Source organism: Sphingobium sp. V4 (assembly GCF_029590555.1).
In the GTDB taxonomy this organism is placed as follows: Bacteria; Pseudomonadota; Alphaproteobacteria; order Sphingomonadales; family Sphingomonadaceae; genus Sphingobium.
Genome location: NZ_CP081001.1, coordinates 1,371,086 through 1,391,056 on the forward strand (window position 1 = coordinate 1,371,086; position 19,971 = coordinate 1,391,056).

Here is a 19,971-nt window from a genome sequence, read left to right on the forward strand (position 1 = left end):
GCCGCGCCTTCCTAGCTGCGATAGTCGGCGTTGATGGAGATGTAACCATGGGTCAGGTCGCAGGTCCAGATGGTCGCGCGTCCTTCGCCCAGGCCCAGCTCGACGCCGATGACGATGTCCTGTCCTTTCAGGTGCGCCGCGACGGGTGCCTCGTCATAGCCTTCTACTGCCAGGCCGCCGGTCGCGACCTGCGTGCTGCCGAACCGGATCGACAGCTTGTCGCGATCCGCCGGCTCGCCCGCCTTGCCGATGGCGGCGACCACGCGGCCCCAATTGGCATCCTCGCCCGCGATCGCGGTCTTGACCAGCGGCGAATTGGCGATCGACAGGCCGATGCGGTGCGCGCTCTCGTCGCTGACCGCGCCGTCCACGCTGATCTCCACGAACTTGGTGGCCCCTTCGCCGTCGCGCACCACCAGATGGGCGAGCTGGCGGCAAAGATCGCTCAGCGCCGCGTGAAAGGCGTCAGCACCCGCATCGTCCATGTTGGTCAGCGGCGCATTGCCCGCCTTGCCGGTCGCGAAGGCCAGGACGGTGTCGCTGGTGGAGGTGTCGCTGTCCACGGTGATGCAGGAGAATGTGCGTTTGTTGGCCGTCGACAGCATCTGCTGGAGCAAAGCGGGGTCGATCGCCGCGTCAGTGAAGATATAGCCCAGCATCGTTGCCATGTCGGGCGCGATCATGCCGGACCCCTTGATGATGCCGACCAGTTCGACCCGCGTGTCGCCGATCATGGCGGAGGCCGATGCTCCCTTCGGATAGGTGTCGGTGGTGCCGATGGTGGTGGCGGACTCTTCCCAGCCGCAGGGCGCGGCGGTGAAGGCGGCGTCCAGGCCCGCTTCGGCCTTGTCGACCGGCAAGGGCACGCCGATCACCCCGGTCGAGGAGATGAACACGTCCGACGGCTGGCAGGACAGGTGATTGGCGACCTTCGCCGCGATCGCCTCCACCGCCGCGCGGCCGCGATGGCCGGTAAAGGCGTTGGCGTTCCCCGCATTCACCACCAGAGCCCGCGCGGCGCCGAGAGGAATGGCGTCACGGCACCATTCGACTTCGGGCGAGGGGCATTTGCTCTGGGTCGTGACCCCCGCGACGGCGGTGCCGGCGTCCAGTTCGACATAGGTCAGGTCGCAGCGCTCCCACGCCTTGTACCCGGCGCGGGCGACGCGCAGCATGACGCCGCCGATGGCGGGAAGGGACGGAAAGGCGGCTGGAGCGAGAGGCGATTTTTCCATGCCGCCGCCATAAGATGAGCCGCCGCCGATTGCCAGCCTTGCTGCACGGCTTCGGTCGAAAATGACGCATAGCTGCTTGTGTTCATCACGACGCCGGAGGCATAAGGCGCCATCATCACGAGTGCAGCTTTCCATGACAGTCACCGGCAATCGCCGCTTCGCCTTCTACGCCAAACGCTATTCCCGAAAGAAGGCCAGTATTCGGTTGCGCGTGCTGGAGCCGATGGCCGTGCTGCGCGAGGCGGGCGTGGATGTGCGCCGCTATCCCAAGCTGACGGGACCGAAAGGTCTCGACGCCGTCATCATCTCCAAGGCGTTCGGACGGGGCGCGGTCAAAGCGACGAAGGCCGCGCAAAAGGCCGGTTGCAGGCTGATATTCGACATTTGCGACAATCGCTTCGCCAATAACCGGGTGAAGGGATCGGCGCACCATGGACAGCGCACCAGCAGCCTTCTCGCCCAGGCGGACCTGGTCACGGTACCGACCAAGATGATGGGGCAGTTGCTCGTCGCCTCGACCCCGGAGATAGAGGGGCGCATCCGGGTCATTCCCGATATGCTTGAGGACATCTCCACCCTGTCGACACGGCGCCTGTCGATCACGGAACGGTACCATCTGGCGCGCCTGCAATCCTTTCTTGCGAGCCACCCGCAGGCTCTCCATATCGTCTGGTTCGGCAACAACATGGCGGGCATCGCAGGGGTCGGCGAACTGGACGATGCGGTCGCCCAGTTGCGCCAGTTCGCTGCCACGCATCCGATTACGCTGACCATCATCAACAACAAGCCGGCCGTCTACCGCCAGGCGTCGGCCGGATGGGGGATTCCCAGCTTCTACATGCCCTGGTCGCTGGTGAGCTTTCCCGCGGCGCTCAAGCTGCATCGCGTGGCGATCGTACCGGTATCCCGCAATGATTATACTCTGGGCAAATCGATCAATCGCCCTGCGACCGCCATTCTGGCGGGGCTTGGGGTCATCGCGGATTCGATCGAATCCTACGAGGAGTTGAGGCCCTACATCGCCCTGGACGACTGGCAGGACGGACTTTCCCGCTACGCGTTCGATTGGGAAGGGGAGCAGGCCAGGCTGTTGCGGGCGCGGGAATATCTGGATCGGAATTACGGCCGACAGCGCATCGCCGCGCGATGGCTCGAGATTCTTGACGAACTCGCGCCTCGATCGGCAGATGATTAATTGCACTGCACGTCATTTCCGCGCCCGGAAGGACGGCGCTGAATTGACGTTCGGGCGACCGATCCCTATTTGCCGCACAATTGTTCATCGGCGTCGGCGCTTACGCCTTCAGTCTTTTTCGCTCAGGGAGAGCTCATGTTCGGCGCACTCGCCAAGTCCATCTTCGGATCGTCCAACGAACGTTATGTGAAGTCGCTGGGCAAGATCGTCGACAAGATCGCCTCGTTCGAACCTGCGGTCCAGGCGCTGAGCGACGAGGATCTGGCGGCTCAGACGGCGCGATTCCGCGAACGGCTGGCTGCCGGCGAGACGCTGGACGACCTGCTGCCGGAGGCCTTCGCCACGGTCCGCGAAGCGTCCGTCCGCGTTCTGGGAATGCGGCATTTCGACGTGCAGATGGTGGGTGGCATCGTGCTGCATCGCGGCGAGATTGCCGAAATGCGCACTGGTGAGGGCAAGACCCTGGTCGCGACGCTCGCCACCTATCTCAATGCGCTGGAGGGGAAGGGCGTTCACGTCGTCACCGTGAACGACTATCTCGCTACCCGCGACTGCGAATGGATGGGTCAGGTCTATCGCTTCCTCGGCCTCACCACCGGCGTCATCGTGCCGAACATCAGCGAGGACCAGCGGCGCGAGGCCTATGCGGCCGACATCACCTACGCGACGAACAACGAACTCGGCTTCGACTATCTGCGCGACAATATGAAATATGACCGCGGCTCGATGGTCCAGCGGCCGTTCAATTACGCGATCGTCGATGAGGTGGACTCGATCCTGATCGACGAGGCGCGCACGCCGCTCATCATCTCCGGCCCGACCGACGACAAGTCGGAACTCTATGTCGCGGTCGATGCGATCGTGAAGCAGATCACCGAATCCGACTATGAGAAGGACGAGAAGCAGCGCAGCGTCACGCTGACCGAGGACGGCACCGAGAAGATCGAGCGGCTGCTGGAGCAGGCGGGCCTGCTTCAGGGCGCGAACCTCTATGATTTCGAGAATACCGCCGTCGTCCACCATGTGAACCAGGCGCTACGCGCGAACGTGATGTTCCGCCGCGACATCGACTATATCGTGAAGGACGGCAAGGTCGTCATCATCGATGAGTTCACCGGCCGCATGATGGATGGTCGCCGCTGGTCCGATGGCCTGCACCAAGCGGTCGAAGCCAAGGAAGCGGTGAATATCGAGCCGGAAAATCAGACGCTCGCCTCGATCACCTTCCAGAATTATTTCCGCATGTACCCCAAGCTGGGCGGCATGACCGGCACGGCCGCGACCGAGGCGACCGAATTCTACGAAATCTACAAGATGAACGTAGTCACCATCCCGACCAACCGGCCGGTGCAGCGCGTCGACGAGGAAGACAGTTTCTACAAGAATCTGGAAGACAAGTTCCGCGGGATCGCGCGGACCATCAAGGAGCATCAGCTCAAGGGGCAGCCGGTGCTGGTCGGCACAGTGTCGATCGAGAAATCGGAAATGCTGTCCGAATTCCTCAACCAGGAAGGCGTCAAGCACGCGGTCCTCAACGCTCGCTTCCATGAGAGCGAGGCGCATATCGTGGCGCAGGCGGGCCGCAAGGGCGCGGTTACGATCGCCACCAACATGGCCGGGCGCGGCACCGACATCAAGCTGGGCGGCAATCTGGAGATGCGGGTCGAGGACGAACTGCGCGACATGCCCGAAGGGCCGGAGCGCGAAGCGGCCATCGCCCGGATCGAGGCCGAGATCGAGGCGGAGAAGCAGGAAGTGCTGGCCGCCGGCGGCCTGTTCGTGCTGGCGACCGAGCGGCATGAAAGCCGCCGCATCGACAATCAGCTGCGCGGCCGTTCGGGCCGTCAGGGCGACCCCGGCCTGTCGCGCTTCTATCTGAGCCTCGACGACGACCTGATGCGTATCTTCGGCCCGGACACGATGTTCGCGAAGATGATCCGCTCCAATCTGGAGGATGGCGAGGCGCTGCCGCCGTCGAAATGGCTCAGCAAGGCCATCGAGACTGCGCAGAAGAAGGTCGAGGCGCGCAACTACGACATTCGCAAGCAGGTCGTCGAATATGACGACGTGATGAACGACCAGCGCAAGGTCATCTACGAACAGCGCAGCGACATCATGGATGCCGACACGGTGGACGATGTCGTCGCCGACATGCGGCATGAAACGGTCAACGATCTGGTCGGTGCATCCTGCCCGCCGGGCACCTATCCCGAACAATGGGATATGGAGCGTCTCAAGGTCCGTACTGCGGAAATCCTGGGCCTGGAACCTGATTTTGATGCCTGGCTGGCCGAGGATGCCGTCGATCCCGAAATGATCGAGGAACGCCTGGTCGCGCTGGCCGACGAAGCCGTGGCCGAGAAGGTCAAGGAGATCGACGCGGCCGATTGGCACATGATTGAGAAGTCGATCCTGCTTCAGAGCTTGGACCATCACTGGAAGGAGCATCTGGCGACGCTGGACGCGCTGCGCCAGGTTGTCCATCTGCGCGCCTATGCTCAGAAGACGCCGATCAACGAATATAAGCAGGAAGCCTTCGCCCTGTTCGAGCGGATGCTGGAAAATATCCGCGAGGATGTGACCGGGTCGATCGCGCGGGTGCAGTTCCGGATGGAGCAGCCGCCGATCCAGGATTATGGCCTGCCGGTGCTGCCCGATTTCATCACCACGCACATCGATCCGTTTTCGGGCGAGGACAACAGCGCCGATATCGATGCTGGGCAGCTGGGCGGCATCACGACGACGATCCCGCGTGCGGCGCTCGCCCCGGCATCGCCAGGCGAGTTCGCCAATCTCGACATCAGCCGCAACGCGCCCTGTCCGTGCGGATCGGGCCAGAAATACAAGCATTGCCACGGTGCGCTGGCCTGATCCGACATGGGCGGACGATGTTCGCCCCAGGCCGTCTTAACCATCGCGCTTAGGAATTTCGCAAGACAAGGCGGCGAGGCTGCATCTGTCCCGGGGGGCTAACCGGGAGATGGCGATGGACAGCATCATTTATCGCGCGCGCGCCGAACGACGGCGAGAAAAGCGCTTCGCCGCCGATGTCGAAGCAATACTCAGTTGGAGCGGCCTGTCCGAGCCGGTAGAGATCCGCAATATCTCGATCTACGGCGCACTGCTGGCTGGCGCGTGGCTGCCCCCGGTGGGCGAGCGCGTGACGCTGATCGCCGACCATCTGGAGGTGTGCGGCACGGTGATCTGGAACGGGCCGGATCGATGCGGCATATTGCTGAGCCGGGCCGTCGATCCCGTGGCGATCATCGGAGAATCGGGCGCGCGGGCAACGGCGTCCGCTCCCATCACCCTCCGCCAGGTCGCGCCCGGCAGCTACGCCTGATGCAGATGAGCTGCCAGAGCGCAGGGTGGCGGACAGGGTGGGATTCGAACCCACGGTGAGCGTAAACCCACGGCGGTTTTCAAGACCGCTGCCTTAAACCACTCGGCCACCTGTCCGTTGCCCGCTTCCTAACGTGCCGAGCGGACTTGCCAAGCGCAAAATCACGCGATGCACGGTTCATCGCCTTCTCCGCCATCGATCCCGATAAGGGGTTTCCCGTCTCGCACCGGCTGTGCAACAACGGGGTCATGAGAGATTCTGTGCGCTCATCCGCTCTGGCGCTGCTTCTGGGGCTGGCCACCGTTACCGCTACGGTTGCTCCCGTGCCTGCCTTGGCGCAGGACAATGCGTCCTTCCAGGCCTATCTGGAAAGCCTGCGTCCGAAGGCGCGGGCCATGGGCATAGGCGACGGAACGCTGAACAGCGTCTTTCCCGGCCTGACCCCCAATGCGCGCGTCATCCAGCTTGACCAGAGCCAGCCCGGGGGCGGCGCCTATTCGCCGATCCCCAATTTCGAGCCTTATCGCCGCCAGCATGTCGACGCGGCGCGGATCAGTCGCGGCCGCACCGCCTATCGGGCCAATCGCGGCCGACTGGCGCGGATCGAGGCGGAAACCGGCGTTCCGGAAGAGATCATGGTCGCGATCTACGGCCATGAAACCAATTATGGTTCCTACACGGGCGATTTCGACCTGATCCGTTCGCTGGCGACGCTGTCATGGGAAGGGCGACGGCGCGCGCTGTTCGAGCCGGAACTGCTGGCGACGCTCAAGATGCTGGACAATGGCGTGCCGCGCAGCCGGCTGGTCGGCAGCTGGGCCGGCGCAACCGGCTATCCGCAATTCCTGCCCAGCGTCTATCTGCGCCTGGCCAAGGATGGCGATGGCGACGGCAAGGCTGACATCTGGACCAGCGAGGCCGATGCGCTCGCCTCGATCGCCAATTATTTCGTCCAATCCGGATGGCGTCGCGGCCAGCCCTGGGGCGTGGCCGTATCGGTTCCCGCCGGCTTGAACCGCGCGGCCATCGCGGCGCGGACCACGCCGCCCCGCTGCCCCCGCGTGTTCAACCGGCATAGTCGCTGGCTGACCATAGCGGAATGGCGCAAGCTGGGGCTGGCGCCGGCGAACGGCATTTGGCCCGCGGACAGCATGTTGGCCACGCTGCTGGAGCCGGACGGGCCGGGTCAGACCGCCTATCTGCTGACCAGCAATTATCGCGTGATCCTCGATTATAATTGTTCCAATTTCTATGCCTTGTCGGTGGGATTGCTGGCGGATGCGGTCAAACAATAGCGGGCGCGCGGCAGCCGCCTTGATGCTGGCAATGGCTTGTAGCGCGCTGGCGGCGCAGCCGAAAAAGACCGTAACGCCGCCGTCAGGCCGGATGGTCGCGGATGCGCCGGTCCTGCTGGGCGAGCCCTATGTCGTTGCCGGTACGACCTACACGCCGGCCGATCCGGTCCATTATGACGAAGTCGGCTATGCCGGCATCTCGGACAGCGGCAGCCTGGGGAAGGCGACGGCCAATGGCGAAGCCTTCGTGTCTTCAGCGGTCGGTGCCGCGCACAAGACCTTGCCCCTGCCCAGCTATGTCGAGGTGACGGCGCTCGACAGCGGCAGGACGATATTGGTGCGTGTCAATGATCGGGGACCGATGCGTGGCGACCAGGTGATCGCCCTGTCACCCGGCGCCGCAGCGCAGCTCGGCGTCGGTGATGGGCCATTCCCCGTGCGCGTGCGGCGGGTCAATCCGCCCGAACAGGAGCGCGCTGCGCTCCGTGCCCACGGCCGCGCCGCCGACCGGCTGGAAACGCCGCCTGCCTTGCTCAAGGCGCTCAGGAGCAAACTTTCCGCTAGGCCGGTAGCCCCGCCGTCACCACCTCAGCCCCCGATCGCCTCAGCGGCGGCCTCGGCGCCCCGGCCGGGCGCTGATTTCGACAAGCCGACGCCGCGCCTTCCGCTGAAATCCCCTCTGGCGGCCCCGGCGGCCAGGCCCGCCGCACCCACGGTGGCAACCCCGGCGGGCAAGGGCGGCTATGTCGTGCAGGTCGGCGCCTTTTCATCGCAGGAACGGGCCGAAACGCTCGCGAGTAGCATGGGCGCCAGGGCCGAACGGGCCGGAAGCTTGTGGCGCGTGCGCTTCGGCCCCTATCCGACGCGCCAGGCCGCGCAGGCCGGCCTACGCACGGCAACCGCCAAGGGCTTTGAGAATGTCCGCATCATGGCTAATGACGCGCGATAGGCATCGCGCATCGAAGCGATTCCATCTTGTTCGAAGGCAGTCCCCGATGAAGAAAAGCGTTGCCCTCCTCCTTGCCGTCGGGCTGCTGGCCCAGCCGCTGATCGCGGCCGCGCCGCCCTACACCAGCGAAGCGCCGATCGCCTATATGAAGGATCTGTCGTCCGGGGCGGTGTTGTACGACAAGGGGGGGCAGACCCGGATGCCGCCTGCCTCCATGGCGAAGATGATGACGGCCCATGTCGCGTTCCGCCTGATCCAGAAGGGCGAATTGAAGCTCGACACCAAATTCACCGTCCGCCCGGAGACATGGAAGCAGTGGCATGGGCCGCAGGCGGGATCGACCATGTTCCTCTCGGCTGGAGAGCAGGTTTCGGTGGAAAATCTGCTGCACGGCATCGTCACACTGTCGGGTAACGATGCCTGCGTAGTGCTGGCCGAAGGCATCGCCGGGACCGAGCAGGCCTTCGTCGCGGCGATGAATGAGGAAGCCAAGCGGCTGGGCCTCAAGAACAGCCATTTCGGCACCAGCAACGGCTGGCCCGATGAAGGCGTGACCTATGTCACCGCCGAGGATCTGGCCAAGCTGGCCCAGGCGACGGTCGAGGAGACGCCCGACCTCTACAAGAAATTTTATGCCACCCGGTCCTTCACCTGGGGCAAGACCATGGGCGGCGCTGACATCGCCCAGGGCAATCGCAACCCGATCCTGGGCAAGATCGCCGGCGCGGACGGCCTCAAGACCGGCCATACTCAGGAAGCCGGATTCGGCTTCACCGGCTCGGCCGAACAGGATGGCCGCCGCCTGGTGATGGTGGTCGCGGGCCTGACCAGCTTCAACGGCCGCATCGCTGAATCGGTGCGCTTCATGGATTGGGGCTTCAAGGCGTGGAAGGCCCAGCCTCTGTTCAAGAAGGGCCAGACCGTCGAGACGGCGGAGGTGCAACTGGGCAGCGCGATGAGTGTGCCGCTGGTCGCACCACAGAATTTGGCCGTCACCCTGCCGCGCACCGCGTCGGCCAATGTGCAGGTGAAGGTCGTCTACACCGGCCCGATCAAGGCGCCGATCGCGAAGGGGCAGCAGATCGCCCAGCTCATCGTCCAGACGCCGGACACGCCGCCGCAGATCATGCCGCTGGTTGCCGGTGAGGAGGTCGCGGAGGCCGGCATCTTCGGTCGCCTGTGGAACGGCCTGAAGTCGCTCTTCGCTTGAACCAAGGGCGGTTCATCACGCTGGAAGGCGGCGAGGGCGCGGGCAAGTCGACACAGCTTCGTGCGCTGGCGGCGGCATTGCGCGCGCGCGGACTGGAAGTGGTCGAGACGCGCGAACCGGGGGGCAGCGAAGGGGCGGAGGCGATCCGCGCGCTGCTGCTGACCGGGGGCGCCGATCGCTGGAGCCCGCGCGCCGAGGCGCTGCTGTTCGCGGCTGCGCGCGCGGACCATGTCGAAAAGACGATCCGCCCGGCGCTGGCGCGGGGCGCCTGGATATTGTCCGACCGCTTCCTGGATTCCAGTCGCGCCTATCAGGGGCAGGGCGACCTTACCGACGCTGACATATTGATGCTGCACCGGATCGGCAGCGCGGGCTTCCTGCCCGACCGCACCTTGCTGCTGACCCTGCCCGAGGCCGAAGCGACCGGCCGGGCCAAGGCGCGCGACGGCGATGCGGCGGACCGAATCGGCGGGCGGGCAAGTGATTTCCACCGCGCCGTGGCCGACGCCTTCACCCGGTTCGCCCGCGAGGAAGGCGAGCGGGTCCGTGCCGTCGACGCGGCTGGTCCGCCCGAGGCCGTGACCGGGCGACTGTTCGACGCGATCGTAGACCTGCTGCCATGACGTCACTTCTGGGCCATGACGCGCAAGCCGATATGCTGATCGCCGCCGCGCGCGGCGGACGGATGCACCATGGCTGGATTTTCGCTGGTCCAAGAGGTGTCGGCAAGGGCAGCTTTGCAAGGGCACTGGCGCTGCGGCTGCTGGCGGACGCCGCCGGGCCGCTGATCGGGGGGGAGGGGTTGTCCGTACCGGAAAATCACCCGATCCGGCGGCTGATCGAAGCGACCGCGCATCCCGATTATGCCGAACTGGCGCCACTGGAGAAGGAAACCGGGACCGCACGCAACATCAGCGTCGATCAGGTGCGGGGGCTGCAAAGGCTGATCCAGTCCGCCCCTTCGCTGTCGAACCGCCGGGTGGTGGTTATCGACAGCGCCGACGATCTGGAGCGGGGCGCGGCCAACGCGCTGCTCAAGACGCTGGAGGAGCCGCCGGCCGACATGCTGTTCCTGCTGGTCAGCCATGCGCCGGGGCGACTGCTGCCCACTATCCGATCGCGGTGCCGCACCCTGCGCTTCGATCCGCTCGATGCGGCGACGATGCGGGCGGTGTTGAAGGCCAGCGACGAAAGGCTGTCACCACAGGAGATCGACGAGCTGGTGCGGGCAGGCGAGGGTTCGCCGGGGCAGGCGCTGCGTTTTGCCGGCCTCAACCTCTCGGAAATCGAACAGACGCTGACGAGTCTCGCGATGCAGGGTGATCCAGGCAATCGTCAAAGGCTGGCGCTGGCCAAGGCGCTGGCGCTCAAATCGGCCAAGCCGCGCTATGAGGCCTTTCTGGAACGTGCGCCTGCCTTCATCGCGCAGGCGGCGCGGACGCGGCACGGGCCCGCGCTCGGCCAGGCGCTCGACCATTGGGAGAAGGCGCGGCATCTGGCGGGCGGCGCGGTGATCCTGTCGCTCGATCCGGCCGCGGTGGTGTTCGAACTGTCCGGGCACGTTGCGGCGCTGGCGCCAAAGGGGGCATAAAGCGGCTTTGCGACGGCGCGAACTGCGGGTAGGGAAGCGCCATGTCCAAGCCCTTCACCATCACCACCGCCATTTCCTATCCTAACGGCCGGCCCCATATCGGCCACGCTTATGAGGTGATCGCGACCGACGCGGTCGCCCGCTTCCAGCGGATGATGGGCCGCGACGTCTTCTTCCAGACCGGCACTGACGAACATGGGCTGAAAATGGCCCAGACGGCGCGTGGACGCGGTATCGAGCCGCGCGAACTTGCGGATGAAATGGCGTCTTATTTCAAGGATATGAACGACAGGCTGAATATCAGCTATGATCGCTTCATCCGCACCAGCGAACCGGATCATCACCGCGCCAGCCAGGCGATCTGGCAGGCGATGGAGGCCAGCGGCGACCTGTATCTCGGCCGCTACGAAGGCTGGTATTCGGTCCGCGACGAAGCTTTTTACGACGAAAAGGAAATTACGGAAGGAGAAGGCGGCGTCAAGCTGTCCCCCCAGGGTACGCCAGTCGAATGGACGGTCGAGGAAAGCTGGTTCTTCCGCCTTTCCGCCTATCAGGACCGACTGCTGGCGCTATACGAAAGCCAGCCTGACTTCATCCAGCCCGACAGCCGCCGCAATGAAATCCTCCGCTTCGTGGAGGGCGGCCTGTCCGACCTCAGCGTCTCGCGGACCAGCTTCGACTGGGGCGTCAAGGTGCCAGGATCGGATGGCCATGTCATGTATGTCTGGGTCGACGCGCTCACCAACTATCTGACCGGCTGCGGTTATCCCGACGATGCATCTCGGATGGCGCGCTATTGGGCTGAGGGCGGCGACATAACGCACATCATCGGCAAGGATATCGTGCGTTTTCATACAGTTTACTGGCCGGCTTTTCTGATGAGCGCGAAGCTGCCGTTGCCAAAGCAAGTATTCGGCCACGGTTTCCTGCTCAACCGCGGCGAAAAAATGTCCAAGTCGCTGGGGAACGTCGCCGATCCGATGGAACTGGCCGACCGTTTCGGCGTGGACCAGTTGCGCTATTTCCTGCTGTCCGAAGTGACCTTCGGCAATGACGGCAGCTATAGCGCGGAAGCGATCGTCCAGCGGGCGAACAGCGACCTCGGCAATGCCTTCGGCAATCTGGCCCAGCGGACCTTGAGCTTCATCGCCAAGAATCTGGACGGTCGCCTGCCTGCGGTCCATGGGCATGACGCCGCCGACCGCGAGCTGTTCGCGCTGCTCGACAAGACGATCCGCACCGACATGCCCGCCGCCTTCGCCGATCTCGCGCCGAGCGTCGCGATCGAGGCTTGGCTGCGCGCCTGTTTCGCCTGCAACCAATATATCGACGCGCAGGCACCGTGGGCGCTGCGCAAGACCGATCCCGAGCGGATGGAGACGGTGCTGGCGACGCTCTATATCGCGATCGCCCAGCTGGCGGTCGCGATCCTGCCGGTCATCCCGGCGAGCGCCGCCGCGTTGCTCGATCATATGGGCGTGCCGGCCGACAAGCGCGGCTATGCGGCGATCGGCGATCACTGGTATTCGCCGCTGGCCGATAGCGATTTCCTGCTTGCCGCCCCCAAGCCGCTCTTCCCACGCCTCGACCTGGCCGAAGCGGACGTCTGACGCCATGTTAATCGACAGCCATTGTCACCTGAATTACAAAGGCTTGATCGAGGATCAGGCCAATGTGCTGGAACGGGCACGTGCGCGCGGCGTCGGGCTGATGCTCAATATCGCCACGCGCGAAAGCGAATGGGACGCGGTGCTCGATACCGCGGTGCGCGAACCGGATGTCTGGGCCACGGTCGGCATCCATCCCCATGAAGCCGACGAGCATCCCCATGTCGACACCGCCAAACTGGTCGCGCGCGCCGCGCATCCCCGCGTCGTCGGTATCGGCGAGACGGGGCTCGACTATTATTACGACCATAGTGACCGCGAACGGCAGCAGAACAGCTTTCGTTCGCACATCGCCGCGTGCCGTGAGACCGGCCTGCCGCTGATCGTCCATACCCGCGACGCGGAGGATGATACGCTCGCCATCATGCGCGACGAGATGGGGAAGGGCGCCTATGGCGGCGTCATCCATTGCTTCACCGCCAGCGGTGCCTTTGCCGACGCGGCGATGGAACTGGGCTTCTACATCAGCATTTCGGGTATCGTGACCTTCAAGAACGCGAAAGATTTGCAGGAAACGGCGGCCCGTCTGCCGATCGACCGGCTGCTGGTGGAAACCGATTCCCCCTTCCTCGCGCCGGTGCCGCATCGCGGCAGGCCGTGCGAGCCTGCCTATGTCGCCGATACCGCCCAATTCCTCGCCACCCTGCGCCGCGAAAGCGTTGAGGAACTGGCGGCCGCGACATCGGCCAATTTCCGCGCCCTCTTCTCGAAGGTCGCATGAGCCTGAAACTCACGATCCTCGGCAGCGGCACGTCGTCGGGGGTTCCCCGGATCGGCAATGACTGGGGCGATTGCGATCCCGCCGAACCGAAGAACCGGCGGACGCGCGTTTCGATCCTGGTCGAAAGCCCGACGACCCGCCTCCTGGTCGACACCTCGCCTGACCTGCGCGCGCAATTGCTGGCGGCCGATGTCGTTCATATCGACGCGATCCTGTGGACGCACGACCATGCCGACCACAGCCACGGCCTGGATGATGTCCGGCAAATCTACCACCACCGCCGCAGTCCCGTTCCGGGCTATGCGCGGGCACAGACGCTAAAGCTGCTCCGGCGCCGCTTCGCCTATGCCTTCGAAGGCGCGAATGGCTATCATCCCACGATCGACGCCCATGTCCTGCCCGACGGACTGCGGATCGGCGACATCGACATTGCCTGCGTCGATCAGCCCCATGGCGACATCTGGTCGACCGGCTTTCGTTTCCGTCATGATGGCCACTCCATCGGCTATGCCACTGATTTCCATGCCATGACGCCGGACATGCTGGCGCTGTATGACGGATTGGACATCTGGGTGGTGGATGCGTTGCGGGAAAAGCCTCATCCGACCCACCCCCATCTCGCGCTGACACTGGACGCCATCGCCGCCGCCCGGCCGGGCCGTGCGATCCTGACGCACATGGACCAGAGCATGGATTATGCGACCCTGTGCGGCACCCTCCCCAATGGCGTAGAGCCGGGCTATGATGGCATGGTGGTCGAATTGAACGGGCAGGGGGCTTGATGGACGGCACGGATCAGACGGCATCGATCATCTGGTATGTGCTGGCGATCATGCTGGTCGCATCCTCACTGATCGGTCGGCGTCTGGCCTGGGGCGGCCTTTTGCGCATGGCGTTGCTCTGGGTCGCGATCTTTGCCGGATTGCTGGGCCTCTTCAAATTCGCCCAGAACCAGGGCTATCTGACCGGGCGATGGGCCGAGCAAGGCGGCGTCGCCGCACCCGGCGAAACCCCATCCGCGCTGCCGCCCGCCCGGACCGAAGGGCAGGCGCTGCGCGTCCCCGTGGCGCGCGATGGCCATTATTGGGTCGAAGGCTCGATCAACGGTACGCCCGCCCGCTTCCTCATCGATAGCGGCGCGACCTTCACCGCCTTGTCCGAAACCACGGCGCGCGCGGCCGGGCTGAACTATGACGTCGGCTCGCCCGGCGTCATCATGTCCACCGCCAACGGCAAGGTGGAGGCGCGGCGCTCCAGCATTGCCACGCTCGCGATCGGGCCGATCCGCGCGGCCGACCTGCCCGTCGTCGTTTCCCCCGCGTTCGGCGACGTCAACGTGATCGGCATGAACATGCTGTCCCGCCTTCGCCAATGGGGCGTGCAGAATGGGGAAATGGTGCTGACGCCATGACGACACCGGCAGGACAGGGTGCTTCGGCCCCGCAAGCCCCGACACAGCGCGAGCGGCTGAGGGCGATCATCGGCGGTTCCACCGGCAATCTGGTGGAATGGTATGACTGGTATGCCTATGCCGCCTTCACCCTCTATTTCGCGCCGCATTTCTTCCCCAGCGAGGATCGCACCGCGCAGTTGCTGAGCGCGGCGGGCATCTTCGCCGTCGGCTTCCTGATGCGGCCGATCGGCGCCTGGCTGATGGGCGTCTATGCCGACCGGCATGGGCGCAAGAGCGGTCTCACCCTGTCGGTGGCGCTGATGTGCGCCGGGTCGCTGCTGATCGGCGTCACGCCCGGTTACGAGACGATCGGAGTCGCCGCGCCGCTGCTGCTGGTGCTGGCGCGGCTGATGCAGGGGCTGTCGATCGGCGGCGAATATGGCGCGAGCGCCACCTATCTGTCGGAAATGGCGGGCAAGAGCCGGCGCGGATTCTATTCCAGCTTCCAGTATGTAACCTTGATCGCTGGCCAGCTGGTTGCGATCTGCGTGTTGTTGCTGCTCCAGGCGACCCTCAGCGAAGCGCAACTCGACGCCTGGGGATGGAGGATACCCTTCTTCATCGGTGGGGCGCTGGCGATCGTCGTCTTCTGGCTGCGGCGCGGCCTGTCGGAAACGCAGAGCTTCGCGGTGGCCAAGGCGGAGGGCGCGCCCAGGTCCGGCTTTGTGGAACTCGTCACCCGGCATCCGCGCGAGACGTTGACGGTGATGCTGCTGACGGCGGGCGGGACGATCGCTTTCTACGCCTACAGCATTTACATGCAGAAATTCCTGGTGAACACGAGCGGCCTGAGCCGGGAAACGGCGTCGCAGATCAACGCGGTGACCTTGTTCCTGTTCATGTTGTTGCAGCCGGTGGCCGGCGCGCTGTCCGACCGGATCGGGCGCAAGCCCCTGATGGTCGGCTTTGGCGTTCTTGGAATGTTCCTGACCTATCCGATCTTCGCGACCCTGGCCGAAACCCGAAATCCACTGGTGGCCGGACTGCTGGTGATGGCGGGCCTGGTCATCGTGACGGGCTATACGTCGATCAACGCGGTAGTGAAGGCCGAGCTGTTCCCGGCGCATATCCGCGCGCTGGGCGTGGCGCTGCCATATGCGCTTGCGAACACGCTGTTCGGCGGGACGGCTGAGTTGGTCGCTCTGTGGTTCAAGCAGGTCGGCCATGAAGAGGCATTTTATGTCTATGTCACGGTGATGATCGCGATTTCGCTGACCGTCTATGTGCGGATGCGGGACACGGCGCGGCACAGCATGATCCGGGAGGATTGACGCGCGAAAGCCGACAGCGATCTGGACAGCTGAACGACATTGTACGGCGTGACGAAATTTAACATAATCCTTATTATCGAACTTATATTGCGGGGCTGGTCAGCTCGGCGTTAAGCCCCTATCGCTGCGGCTAGTCTTCATTTGCGCCACGAGTTCATCCCATGTCCAACGCAAGTCCCGCCGACATCATGCCACTCGCCAAGGTCATGGCCAGGCTGCGCGATCCCGACACGGGTTGTCCATGGGACATAGAACAGGATTTCGCGTCGATCGCCCCCTACACGATCGAGGAAGCCTATGAAGTCGCCGATGCGATCGAGCGTGAGGATATGGCGGCGCTGCGCGATGAACTGGGCGACCTGCTGCTCCAGGTGGCGTTCCACAGCCGCATGGCCGAACAGGCCGGCCATTTCGCCCTGCAGGATGTGATCGACGCGATCACCCAGAAGATGATCCGGCGCCACCCCCATGTATTCGGCGAGGGCGCGCGCCGTGAGGATGGTCATGCCCAGTGGGAGGTCATCAAGGCTGCCGAGCGCGCCGAGAAGGAGCCGGACCCGAGCGCGCTGGCCGGAGTCGCGATCACCCTGCCCGCGCTGGTGCGGGCGGAAAAGTTGCAGAATCGCGCGGCGCGGACCGGATTCGACTGGCCCGACACGGTCGGCGTGATCGACAAGATCTTCGAGGAACTGGACGAAGTCCGCGAGGCCGAGGACCAGGACGCGCGGGAAGAGGAGATTGGCGACCTGCTCTTCGCCGTGGTCAACCTCGCACGCCATCTCAAGGTCGATCCGGAAGTCGCGCTGCGCAAGGCCAACGGCAAGTTCGATCGCCGCTTCCGGACGATGGAGCAACTGGCGGGCGATGCCTTTGCCGGCCTGTCGCTCGACGACAAGGAAGCCTTGTGGCAACAGGCCAAGCGGCGGGAAAAGACGGAATGATCCGCCGCGTCGCGACGGCGGATCATGACGCCATCTGGGCGATCCTGGAGCCTGTGATCCGTGCGGGCGAGACGCTGGCCATCCCCCGCGACATGAGCCGCGAGGCCACGCTCGCGCTCTGGCTCGCGCCCGACCGGACCGTGCGGGTGTTTGAGGAGGATGGCCGGGTGCTCGGCCTCTTCTACATCCGCGCCAACCAGGCCGGCGGCGGCGGCCATGTAGCCAATGCCGGCTATGTCGTGGCGCAGGACGCAACCGGACGCGGCATCGCGCGACGCATGTGCGCCGCATCCCTCGACCTGGCGCGCGACATGGGTTTTCGCGCGATGCAGTTCAACTTCGTGATCACGACCAACAGCCGCGCCGTCGCATTGTGGCAGGCCATGGGCTTTGCCATCGTCGGCCGATTGCCCGGCGCATTCCTTCTCCCCGGCGGCGTTTATAGCGACGCTCTCGTCATGTATCGCGACCTCTAGGCCGGCTGCCGAAAAGTCCTTCATTGCAATGCAATTTGACAAGTGCTTGCGATCGCGATAGCTTTTCCTTGTCTGATGGAGGATCATGCTATGCGCTGGACGTCCCTGCTCCCCGCCTTCTGTGTTTTTGTCGTGCCTGCTTACGCGCAGACCAGCGGAAGCATCACGCAATCCCCATTCACGCCGATGGTCCAGCCTGTTACGGGCTACGCGTCCTATGATTTCGCTGGCCCTTCCGCCTCGATACCGGGCCGCGACATGCAAAGGGCGCAGGGGTTCATCGCGAGCGGCAATTTTGCCGAAGCAGACAAGTTGCTCGGTTCGCTGATTGGCAAGACCAGCAGCCGGCAAGTCCGTTTCCTGAAGGGCGTCGCGAAGCTCGGCCTGAACGACGCGGAAGCGGCACGGCGCTATTTTGAACAAAGTCTATATACAGGACGCAATGGGCATCCCGGCGCCATGTCGGGCCTGGCCCTGGCGGAAATCCGCCTGGGTAACAGAGATGCCGCTCGCGACATTCTCCAGAAACTGCGTTACCAGCAGGAAAAGTGCGGTAGCGACTGCGACCGCGCCAAGCCTCTGGACCAGGCAGTGTCGGTCGTTGAAAAGGCGCTGATCTGATACGGAAGAATTCCGGCGGCGGGGACATTGTCTCCGCTGCCGGACGCCCTATCCAGCGGCGCGCGTCCGCCCGTAAATGCTACCCCTGCCCCCGCTTGGTAAAACGGGCGAACGCGGCGTCGGAAAGGCGCACGTCGATGCGCGTTTCCTCATCTTCCATGATGGTCGAGAGCACTTCGCCATGTTCGTGCAACCAGGCAAGCGCCGCGCCGTCGGATACCGGGATGCGCAGGCCATAAACTTTTGCGCCGCGCGTCATGCGGTCGCTGATCGTGCGCTGTAGCGCGTCGACGCCTTCACCCGTCAGCGCCGACAGGATCACGACATCATCCCGTCGCGCGGCCTGTTCACGGATCAGCGCCCCATCCTCCTCGCCCAGCAGGTCGAGCTTGTTCCAGGCTTCGATGATCGGTGGCGCATCCGGCTCGCCTTCCGCCCGCTCCAGCGCCGCCTCCCCGGCAACGCCCAGTTCGCCGAGCACATCCAGCACGTCATCGCGCTGTGCATCGGTATCGGGATGGGCGATGTCGCGAACATGGACGATGAGGTCGGCCGACAGGACTTCCTCCAGCGTCGCGCGGAAGGCCGCGATCAACTGGGTCGGAAGGTCGGAAACGAACCCCACCGTATCGGACAGGATCGCCTTGTCGAGGCCGGGGAGCGATATCTGGCGCATGGTGGGATCAAGCGTGGCGAATAGCAGGTCTTCCGCCATGACGTCCGCGCCCGTCAGCCGATTGAAGAGCGTCGACTTCCCAGCATTGGTGTAGCCGACCAGCGCGATCACCGGCCAGGGCGCGCGCTGGCGCCGGGCGCGGTGGAGTCCGCGGGTCCGCGTAACCTGGTCCAGTTCACGGCGAATCTTGGCCATGCGGTCTCGGATCATGCGGCGATCCGCCTCGATCTGGGTTTCGCCGGGGCCGCCGAGGAAGCCGAAGCCACCGCGCTGTCGCTCCAGATGGGTCCAGCTGCGCACCAGGCGCCCGGCCTGATAATCGAGATGGGCCAGCTCGACCTGGAGCCGCCCCTCATTGGTGGCGGCGCGCTCGCCGAAGATTTCGAGGATCAGGCCGGTTCGGTCGATGACCTTCGCCTCGCACGCCTTTTCAAGATTGCTCTGCTGTACCGGCGACAGGCTGTTGTCGACGATGACCAGCTCGGCATCTTCCTGCCTGACCAGCGTCGCGATCTGATCGACCTGTCCGCTGCCGAACAAGGTGGCCGGCTTGCGGTCGCGGACGCGAAAAGCCTGGGCCGCGCGCACGTCGATGCCGATGGCAAGCGCGAGTCCGCGCGCCTCCTCCAGCCGCGCATCGCTGTCGCGGCGATCTGCACCATGGGTTTCGGCATGGACGACGACGGCGCGCGCGCCGCGCGCCACCTCGTCATCGGAGTCGCGGTTGAATATGGCCATGGCGGCTTAAAGCACCTCGCCGCGCGCCGGTCCACTGCAACGGAACCGACGCGCGGCGGAAAGGATCAATCGTCCTGTTCGTTCTCGCCGGTCAGGTCGAGCGCGTGGAGCGGTTGGACCGTCGAAATGGCGTGCTTGTAGACGAGCTGCACCATGCCGTCGCGTTCGAGCAACATGCAGAAAAGGTCGAAGGCGGCGATCTCGCCCTGAAGCATGACGCCGTTCACCAGGAACATCGTCACCGGGCTGCCCGATTTGCGGACCGCGGACAGGAAGATTTCCTGCAACAGCTTGGGCTTGCCATTGCTTTCGCTCGATTTACGCAGGTCGGTCAGGTCCATCGACTGGGCCGGCATCACGGTCGAGATTGCGTGCTTATACACCAGCTGCGACTGGCCGTCGCGGCGCAGCAGCACGGAGAAATTGTCGAACCAGGTGATGATGCCCTGCAACTTCACGCCCTTGACCAGAAACATGGTCACCGGGGTCTTGCTCTTGCGCAGGCTGTTCAGGAAAATATCCTGAAGATTGTTCACTTTATCGGCCATGGTCGTCGCCAGTCCTGTATTCTTGGCGGGACGTTACCCGC

Annotated in this window: 19 protein-coding genes and 1 tRNA gene; 16 read left to right on the plus strand and 4 right to left on the minus strand. The window is 64.5% G+C overall.

Annotation, left to right across the window (positions count from 1 at the left end; translation table 11 throughout):
- Positions 1-11: 11 nt before the first annotated feature.
- Complete coding sequence (gene argJ, locus K3M67_RS07000) at positions 12-1,235, minus strand: bifunctional glutamate N-acetyltransferase/amino-acid acetyltransferase ArgJ (RefSeq protein WP_285832755.1); 1,224 nt, start codon at positions 1,233-1,235, stop codon at positions 12-14.
- Between the two features lie 133 nt (positions 1,236-1,368).
- On the opposite strand from argJ, the gene K3M67_RS07005 reads away from it, so the two are divergent.
- The 3 genes from K3M67_RS07005 (at position 1,369) to K3M67_RS07015 (ending at position 5,773) form a co-directional block, all read left to right on the plus strand.
- Positions 1,369-2,430: a hypothetical protein gene (locus tag K3M67_RS07005; protein ID WP_285832756.1), complete on the plus strand. Its 1,062-nt coding sequence runs from the start codon at positions 1,369-1,371 to the stop codon at positions 2,428-2,430.
- Positions 2,431-2,565: 135 nt separating this feature from the next.
- Positions 2,566-5,301, plus strand: coding sequence for a preprotein translocase subunit SecA (gene secA / locus K3M67_RS07010; RefSeq protein ID WP_066859436.1), 2,736 nt, complete (start codon positions 2,566-2,568; stop codon positions 5,299-5,301).
- 115 nt (positions 5,302-5,416) lie between these two features.
- Complete coding sequence (locus K3M67_RS07015; RefSeq protein WP_285832757.1) at positions 5,417-5,773, plus strand: PilZ domain-containing protein; 357 nt, start codon at positions 5,417-5,419, stop codon at positions 5,771-5,773.
- 26 nt (positions 5,774-5,799) lie between these two features.
- Here K3M67_RS07015 and K3M67_RS07020 read toward each other — a convergent pair.
- Positions 5,800-5,889 (minus strand) — tRNA-Ser (locus K3M67_RS07020).
- A 132-nt stretch (positions 5,890-6,021) separates the two neighbouring features.
- Here K3M67_RS07020 and K3M67_RS07025 point away from each other — a divergent pair.
- The 13 genes from K3M67_RS07025 (at position 6,022) to K3M67_RS07085 (ending at position 17,968) form a co-directional block, all read left to right on the plus strand.
- Positions 6,022-7,068, plus strand: coding sequence for a lytic murein transglycosylase (locus K3M67_RS07025; RefSeq protein ID WP_285832758.1), 1,047 nt, complete (start codon positions 6,022-6,024; stop codon positions 7,066-7,068).
- 31 nt (positions 7,069-7,099) lie between these two features.
- The gene (locus tag K3M67_RS07030; protein ID WP_285832907.1) at positions 7,100-8,017 is read left to right on the plus strand and encodes a septal ring lytic transglycosylase RlpA family protein; all 918 of its coding nucleotides are present in this window, start codon (positions 7,100-7,102) and stop codon (positions 8,015-8,017) included.
- Between the two features lie 46 nt (positions 8,018-8,063).
- Positions 8,064-9,227 (plus strand): D-alanyl-D-alanine carboxypeptidase family protein, encoded by a 1,164-nt coding sequence (locus K3M67_RS07035; protein ID WP_285832759.1) that lies wholly within the window; start codon positions 8,064-8,066, stop codon positions 9,225-9,227.
- Positions 9,224-9,850, plus strand: coding sequence for a dTMP kinase (gene tmk, locus K3M67_RS07040; protein ID WP_066859431.1), 627 nt, complete (start codon positions 9,224-9,226; stop codon positions 9,848-9,850). The genes K3M67_RS07035 and tmk overlap by 4 nt, the downstream gene beginning before the upstream one ends.
- Positions 9,847-10,818 (plus strand): DNA polymerase III delta subunit-related protein, encoded by a 972-nt coding sequence (locus K3M67_RS07045; RefSeq protein WP_285832760.1) that lies wholly within the window; start codon positions 9,847-9,849, stop codon positions 10,816-10,818. Before tmk ends, K3M67_RS07045 begins: the two co-directional genes overlap by 4 nt.
- A 41-nt stretch (positions 10,819-10,859) precedes the next feature.
- Positions 10,860-12,428, plus strand: coding sequence for a methionine--tRNA ligase (gene metG / locus K3M67_RS07050; protein WP_285832761.1), 1,569 nt, complete (start codon positions 10,860-10,862; stop codon positions 12,426-12,428).
- 4 nt (positions 12,429-12,432) lie between these two features.
- Positions 12,433-13,206, plus strand: coding sequence for a TatD family hydrolase (locus tag K3M67_RS07055; RefSeq protein ID WP_066859428.1), 774 nt, complete (start codon positions 12,433-12,435; stop codon positions 13,204-13,206).
- Positions 13,203-13,988 (plus strand): MBL fold metallo-hydrolase, encoded by a 786-nt coding sequence (locus K3M67_RS07060; RefSeq protein ID WP_285832762.1) that lies wholly within the window; start codon positions 13,203-13,205, stop codon positions 13,986-13,988. Before K3M67_RS07055 ends, K3M67_RS07060 begins: the two co-directional genes overlap by 4 nt.
- Positions 13,988-14,617 (plus strand): retropepsin-like aspartic protease family protein, encoded by a 630-nt coding sequence (locus K3M67_RS07065; RefSeq protein WP_285832763.1) that lies wholly within the window; start codon positions 13,988-13,990, stop codon positions 14,615-14,617. Before K3M67_RS07060 ends, K3M67_RS07065 begins: the two co-directional genes overlap by 1 nt.
- Complete coding sequence (locus tag K3M67_RS07070; RefSeq protein WP_285832764.1) at positions 14,614-15,930, plus strand: MFS transporter; 1,317 nt, start codon at positions 14,614-14,616, stop codon at positions 15,928-15,930. The genes K3M67_RS07065 and K3M67_RS07070 overlap by 4 nt, the downstream gene beginning before the upstream one ends.
- Before the next feature lie 161 nt (positions 15,931-16,091).
- Positions 16,092-16,871: a nucleoside triphosphate pyrophosphohydrolase gene (gene mazG, locus K3M67_RS07075; protein WP_285832765.1), complete on the plus strand. Its 780-nt coding sequence runs from the start codon at positions 16,092-16,094 to the stop codon at positions 16,869-16,871.
- Complete coding sequence (locus tag K3M67_RS07080; protein WP_285832766.1) at positions 16,868-17,347, plus strand: GNAT family N-acetyltransferase; 480 nt, start codon at positions 16,868-16,870, stop codon at positions 17,345-17,347. Before mazG ends, K3M67_RS07080 begins: the two co-directional genes overlap by 4 nt.
- A 90-nt stretch (positions 17,348-17,437) precedes the next feature.
- Positions 17,438-17,968, plus strand: a complete 531-nt coding sequence (locus K3M67_RS07085) for a tetratricopeptide repeat protein (protein WP_285832767.1) — start codon at positions 17,438-17,440, stop codon at positions 17,966-17,968.
- A gap of 79 nt (positions 17,969-18,047) precedes the next feature.
- On the opposite strand, the gene hflX is transcribed toward K3M67_RS07085, so the two are convergent.
- Both hflX and hfq read right to left on the minus strand, forming a co-directional pair.
- Entirely contained in the window at positions 18,048-19,382 is a 1,335-nt protein-coding gene (hflX, locus tag K3M67_RS07090) for a GTPase HflX (RefSeq protein ID WP_285832768.1), read from the minus strand.
- A gap of 65 nt (positions 19,383-19,447) precedes the next feature.
- Positions 19,448-19,930 (minus strand): RNA chaperone Hfq, encoded by a 483-nt coding sequence (hfq, locus tag K3M67_RS07095; protein WP_066859421.1) that lies wholly within the window; start codon positions 19,928-19,930, stop codon positions 19,448-19,450.
- Positions 19,931-19,971: the final 41 nt, after the last annotated feature.

Excerpts from the sequence above, each read along its gene's own strand:
- argJ (WP_285832755.1), bottom strand. The coding sequence starts at position 1,235 with ATGGAAAAATCGCCTCTCGCTCCAGCCGCCTTTCCGTCCCTTCCCGCC.
- K3M67_RS07005 (WP_285832756.1), top strand. The coding sequence starts at position 1,369 with ATGACAGTCACCGGCAATCGCCGCTTCGCCTTCTACGCCAAACGCTAT.
- secA (WP_066859436.1), top strand. The coding sequence starts at position 2,566 with ATGTTCGGCGCACTCGCCAAGTCCATCTTCGGATCGTCCAACGAACGT.
- K3M67_RS07015 (WP_285832757.1), top strand. The coding sequence starts at position 5,417 with ATGGACAGCATCATTTATCGCGCGCGCGCCGAACGACGGCGAGAAAAG.
- K3M67_RS07025 (WP_285832758.1), top strand. The coding sequence starts at position 6,022 with ATGAGAGATTCTGTGCGCTCATCCGCTCTGGCGCTGCTTCTGGGGCTG.
- K3M67_RS07030 (WP_285832907.1), top strand. The coding sequence starts at position 7,100 with ATGGCTTGTAGCGCGCTGGCGGCGCAGCCGAAAAAGACCGTAACGCCG.
- K3M67_RS07035 (WP_285832759.1), top strand. The coding sequence starts at position 8,064 with ATGAAGAAAAGCGTTGCCCTCCTCCTTGCCGTCGGGCTGCTGGCCCAG.
- K3M67_RS07045 (WP_285832760.1), top strand. The coding sequence starts at position 9,847 with ATGACGTCACTTCTGGGCCATGACGCGCAAGCCGATATGCTGATCGCC.
- metG (WP_285832761.1), top strand. The coding sequence starts at position 10,860 with ATGTCCAAGCCCTTCACCATCACCACCGCCATTTCCTATCCTAACGGC.
- K3M67_RS07055 (WP_066859428.1), top strand. The coding sequence starts at position 12,433 with ATGTTAATCGACAGCCATTGTCACCTGAATTACAAAGGCTTGATCGAG.
- K3M67_RS07060 (WP_285832762.1), top strand. The coding sequence starts at position 13,203 with ATGAGCCTGAAACTCACGATCCTCGGCAGCGGCACGTCGTCGGGGGTT.
- K3M67_RS07065 (WP_285832763.1), top strand. The coding sequence starts at position 13,988 with ATGGACGGCACGGATCAGACGGCATCGATCATCTGGTATGTGCTGGCG.
- K3M67_RS07070 (WP_285832764.1), top strand. The coding sequence starts at position 14,614 with ATGACGACACCGGCAGGACAGGGTGCTTCGGCCCCGCAAGCCCCGACA.
- mazG (WP_285832765.1), top strand. The coding sequence starts at position 16,092 with ATGTCCAACGCAAGTCCCGCCGACATCATGCCACTCGCCAAGGTCATG.
- K3M67_RS07080 (WP_285832766.1), top strand. The coding sequence starts at position 16,868 with ATGATCCGCCGCGTCGCGACGGCGGATCATGACGCCATCTGGGCGATC.
- K3M67_RS07085 (WP_285832767.1), top strand. The coding sequence starts at position 17,438 with ATGCGCTGGACGTCCCTGCTCCCCGCCTTCTGTGTTTTTGTCGTGCCT.
- hflX (WP_285832768.1), bottom strand. The coding sequence starts at position 19,382 with ATGGCCATATTCAACCGCGACTCCGATGACGAGGTGGCGCGCGGCGCG.
- hfq (WP_066859421.1), bottom strand. The coding sequence starts at position 19,930 with ATGGCCGATAAAGTGAACAATCTTCAGGATATTTTCCTGAACAGCCTG.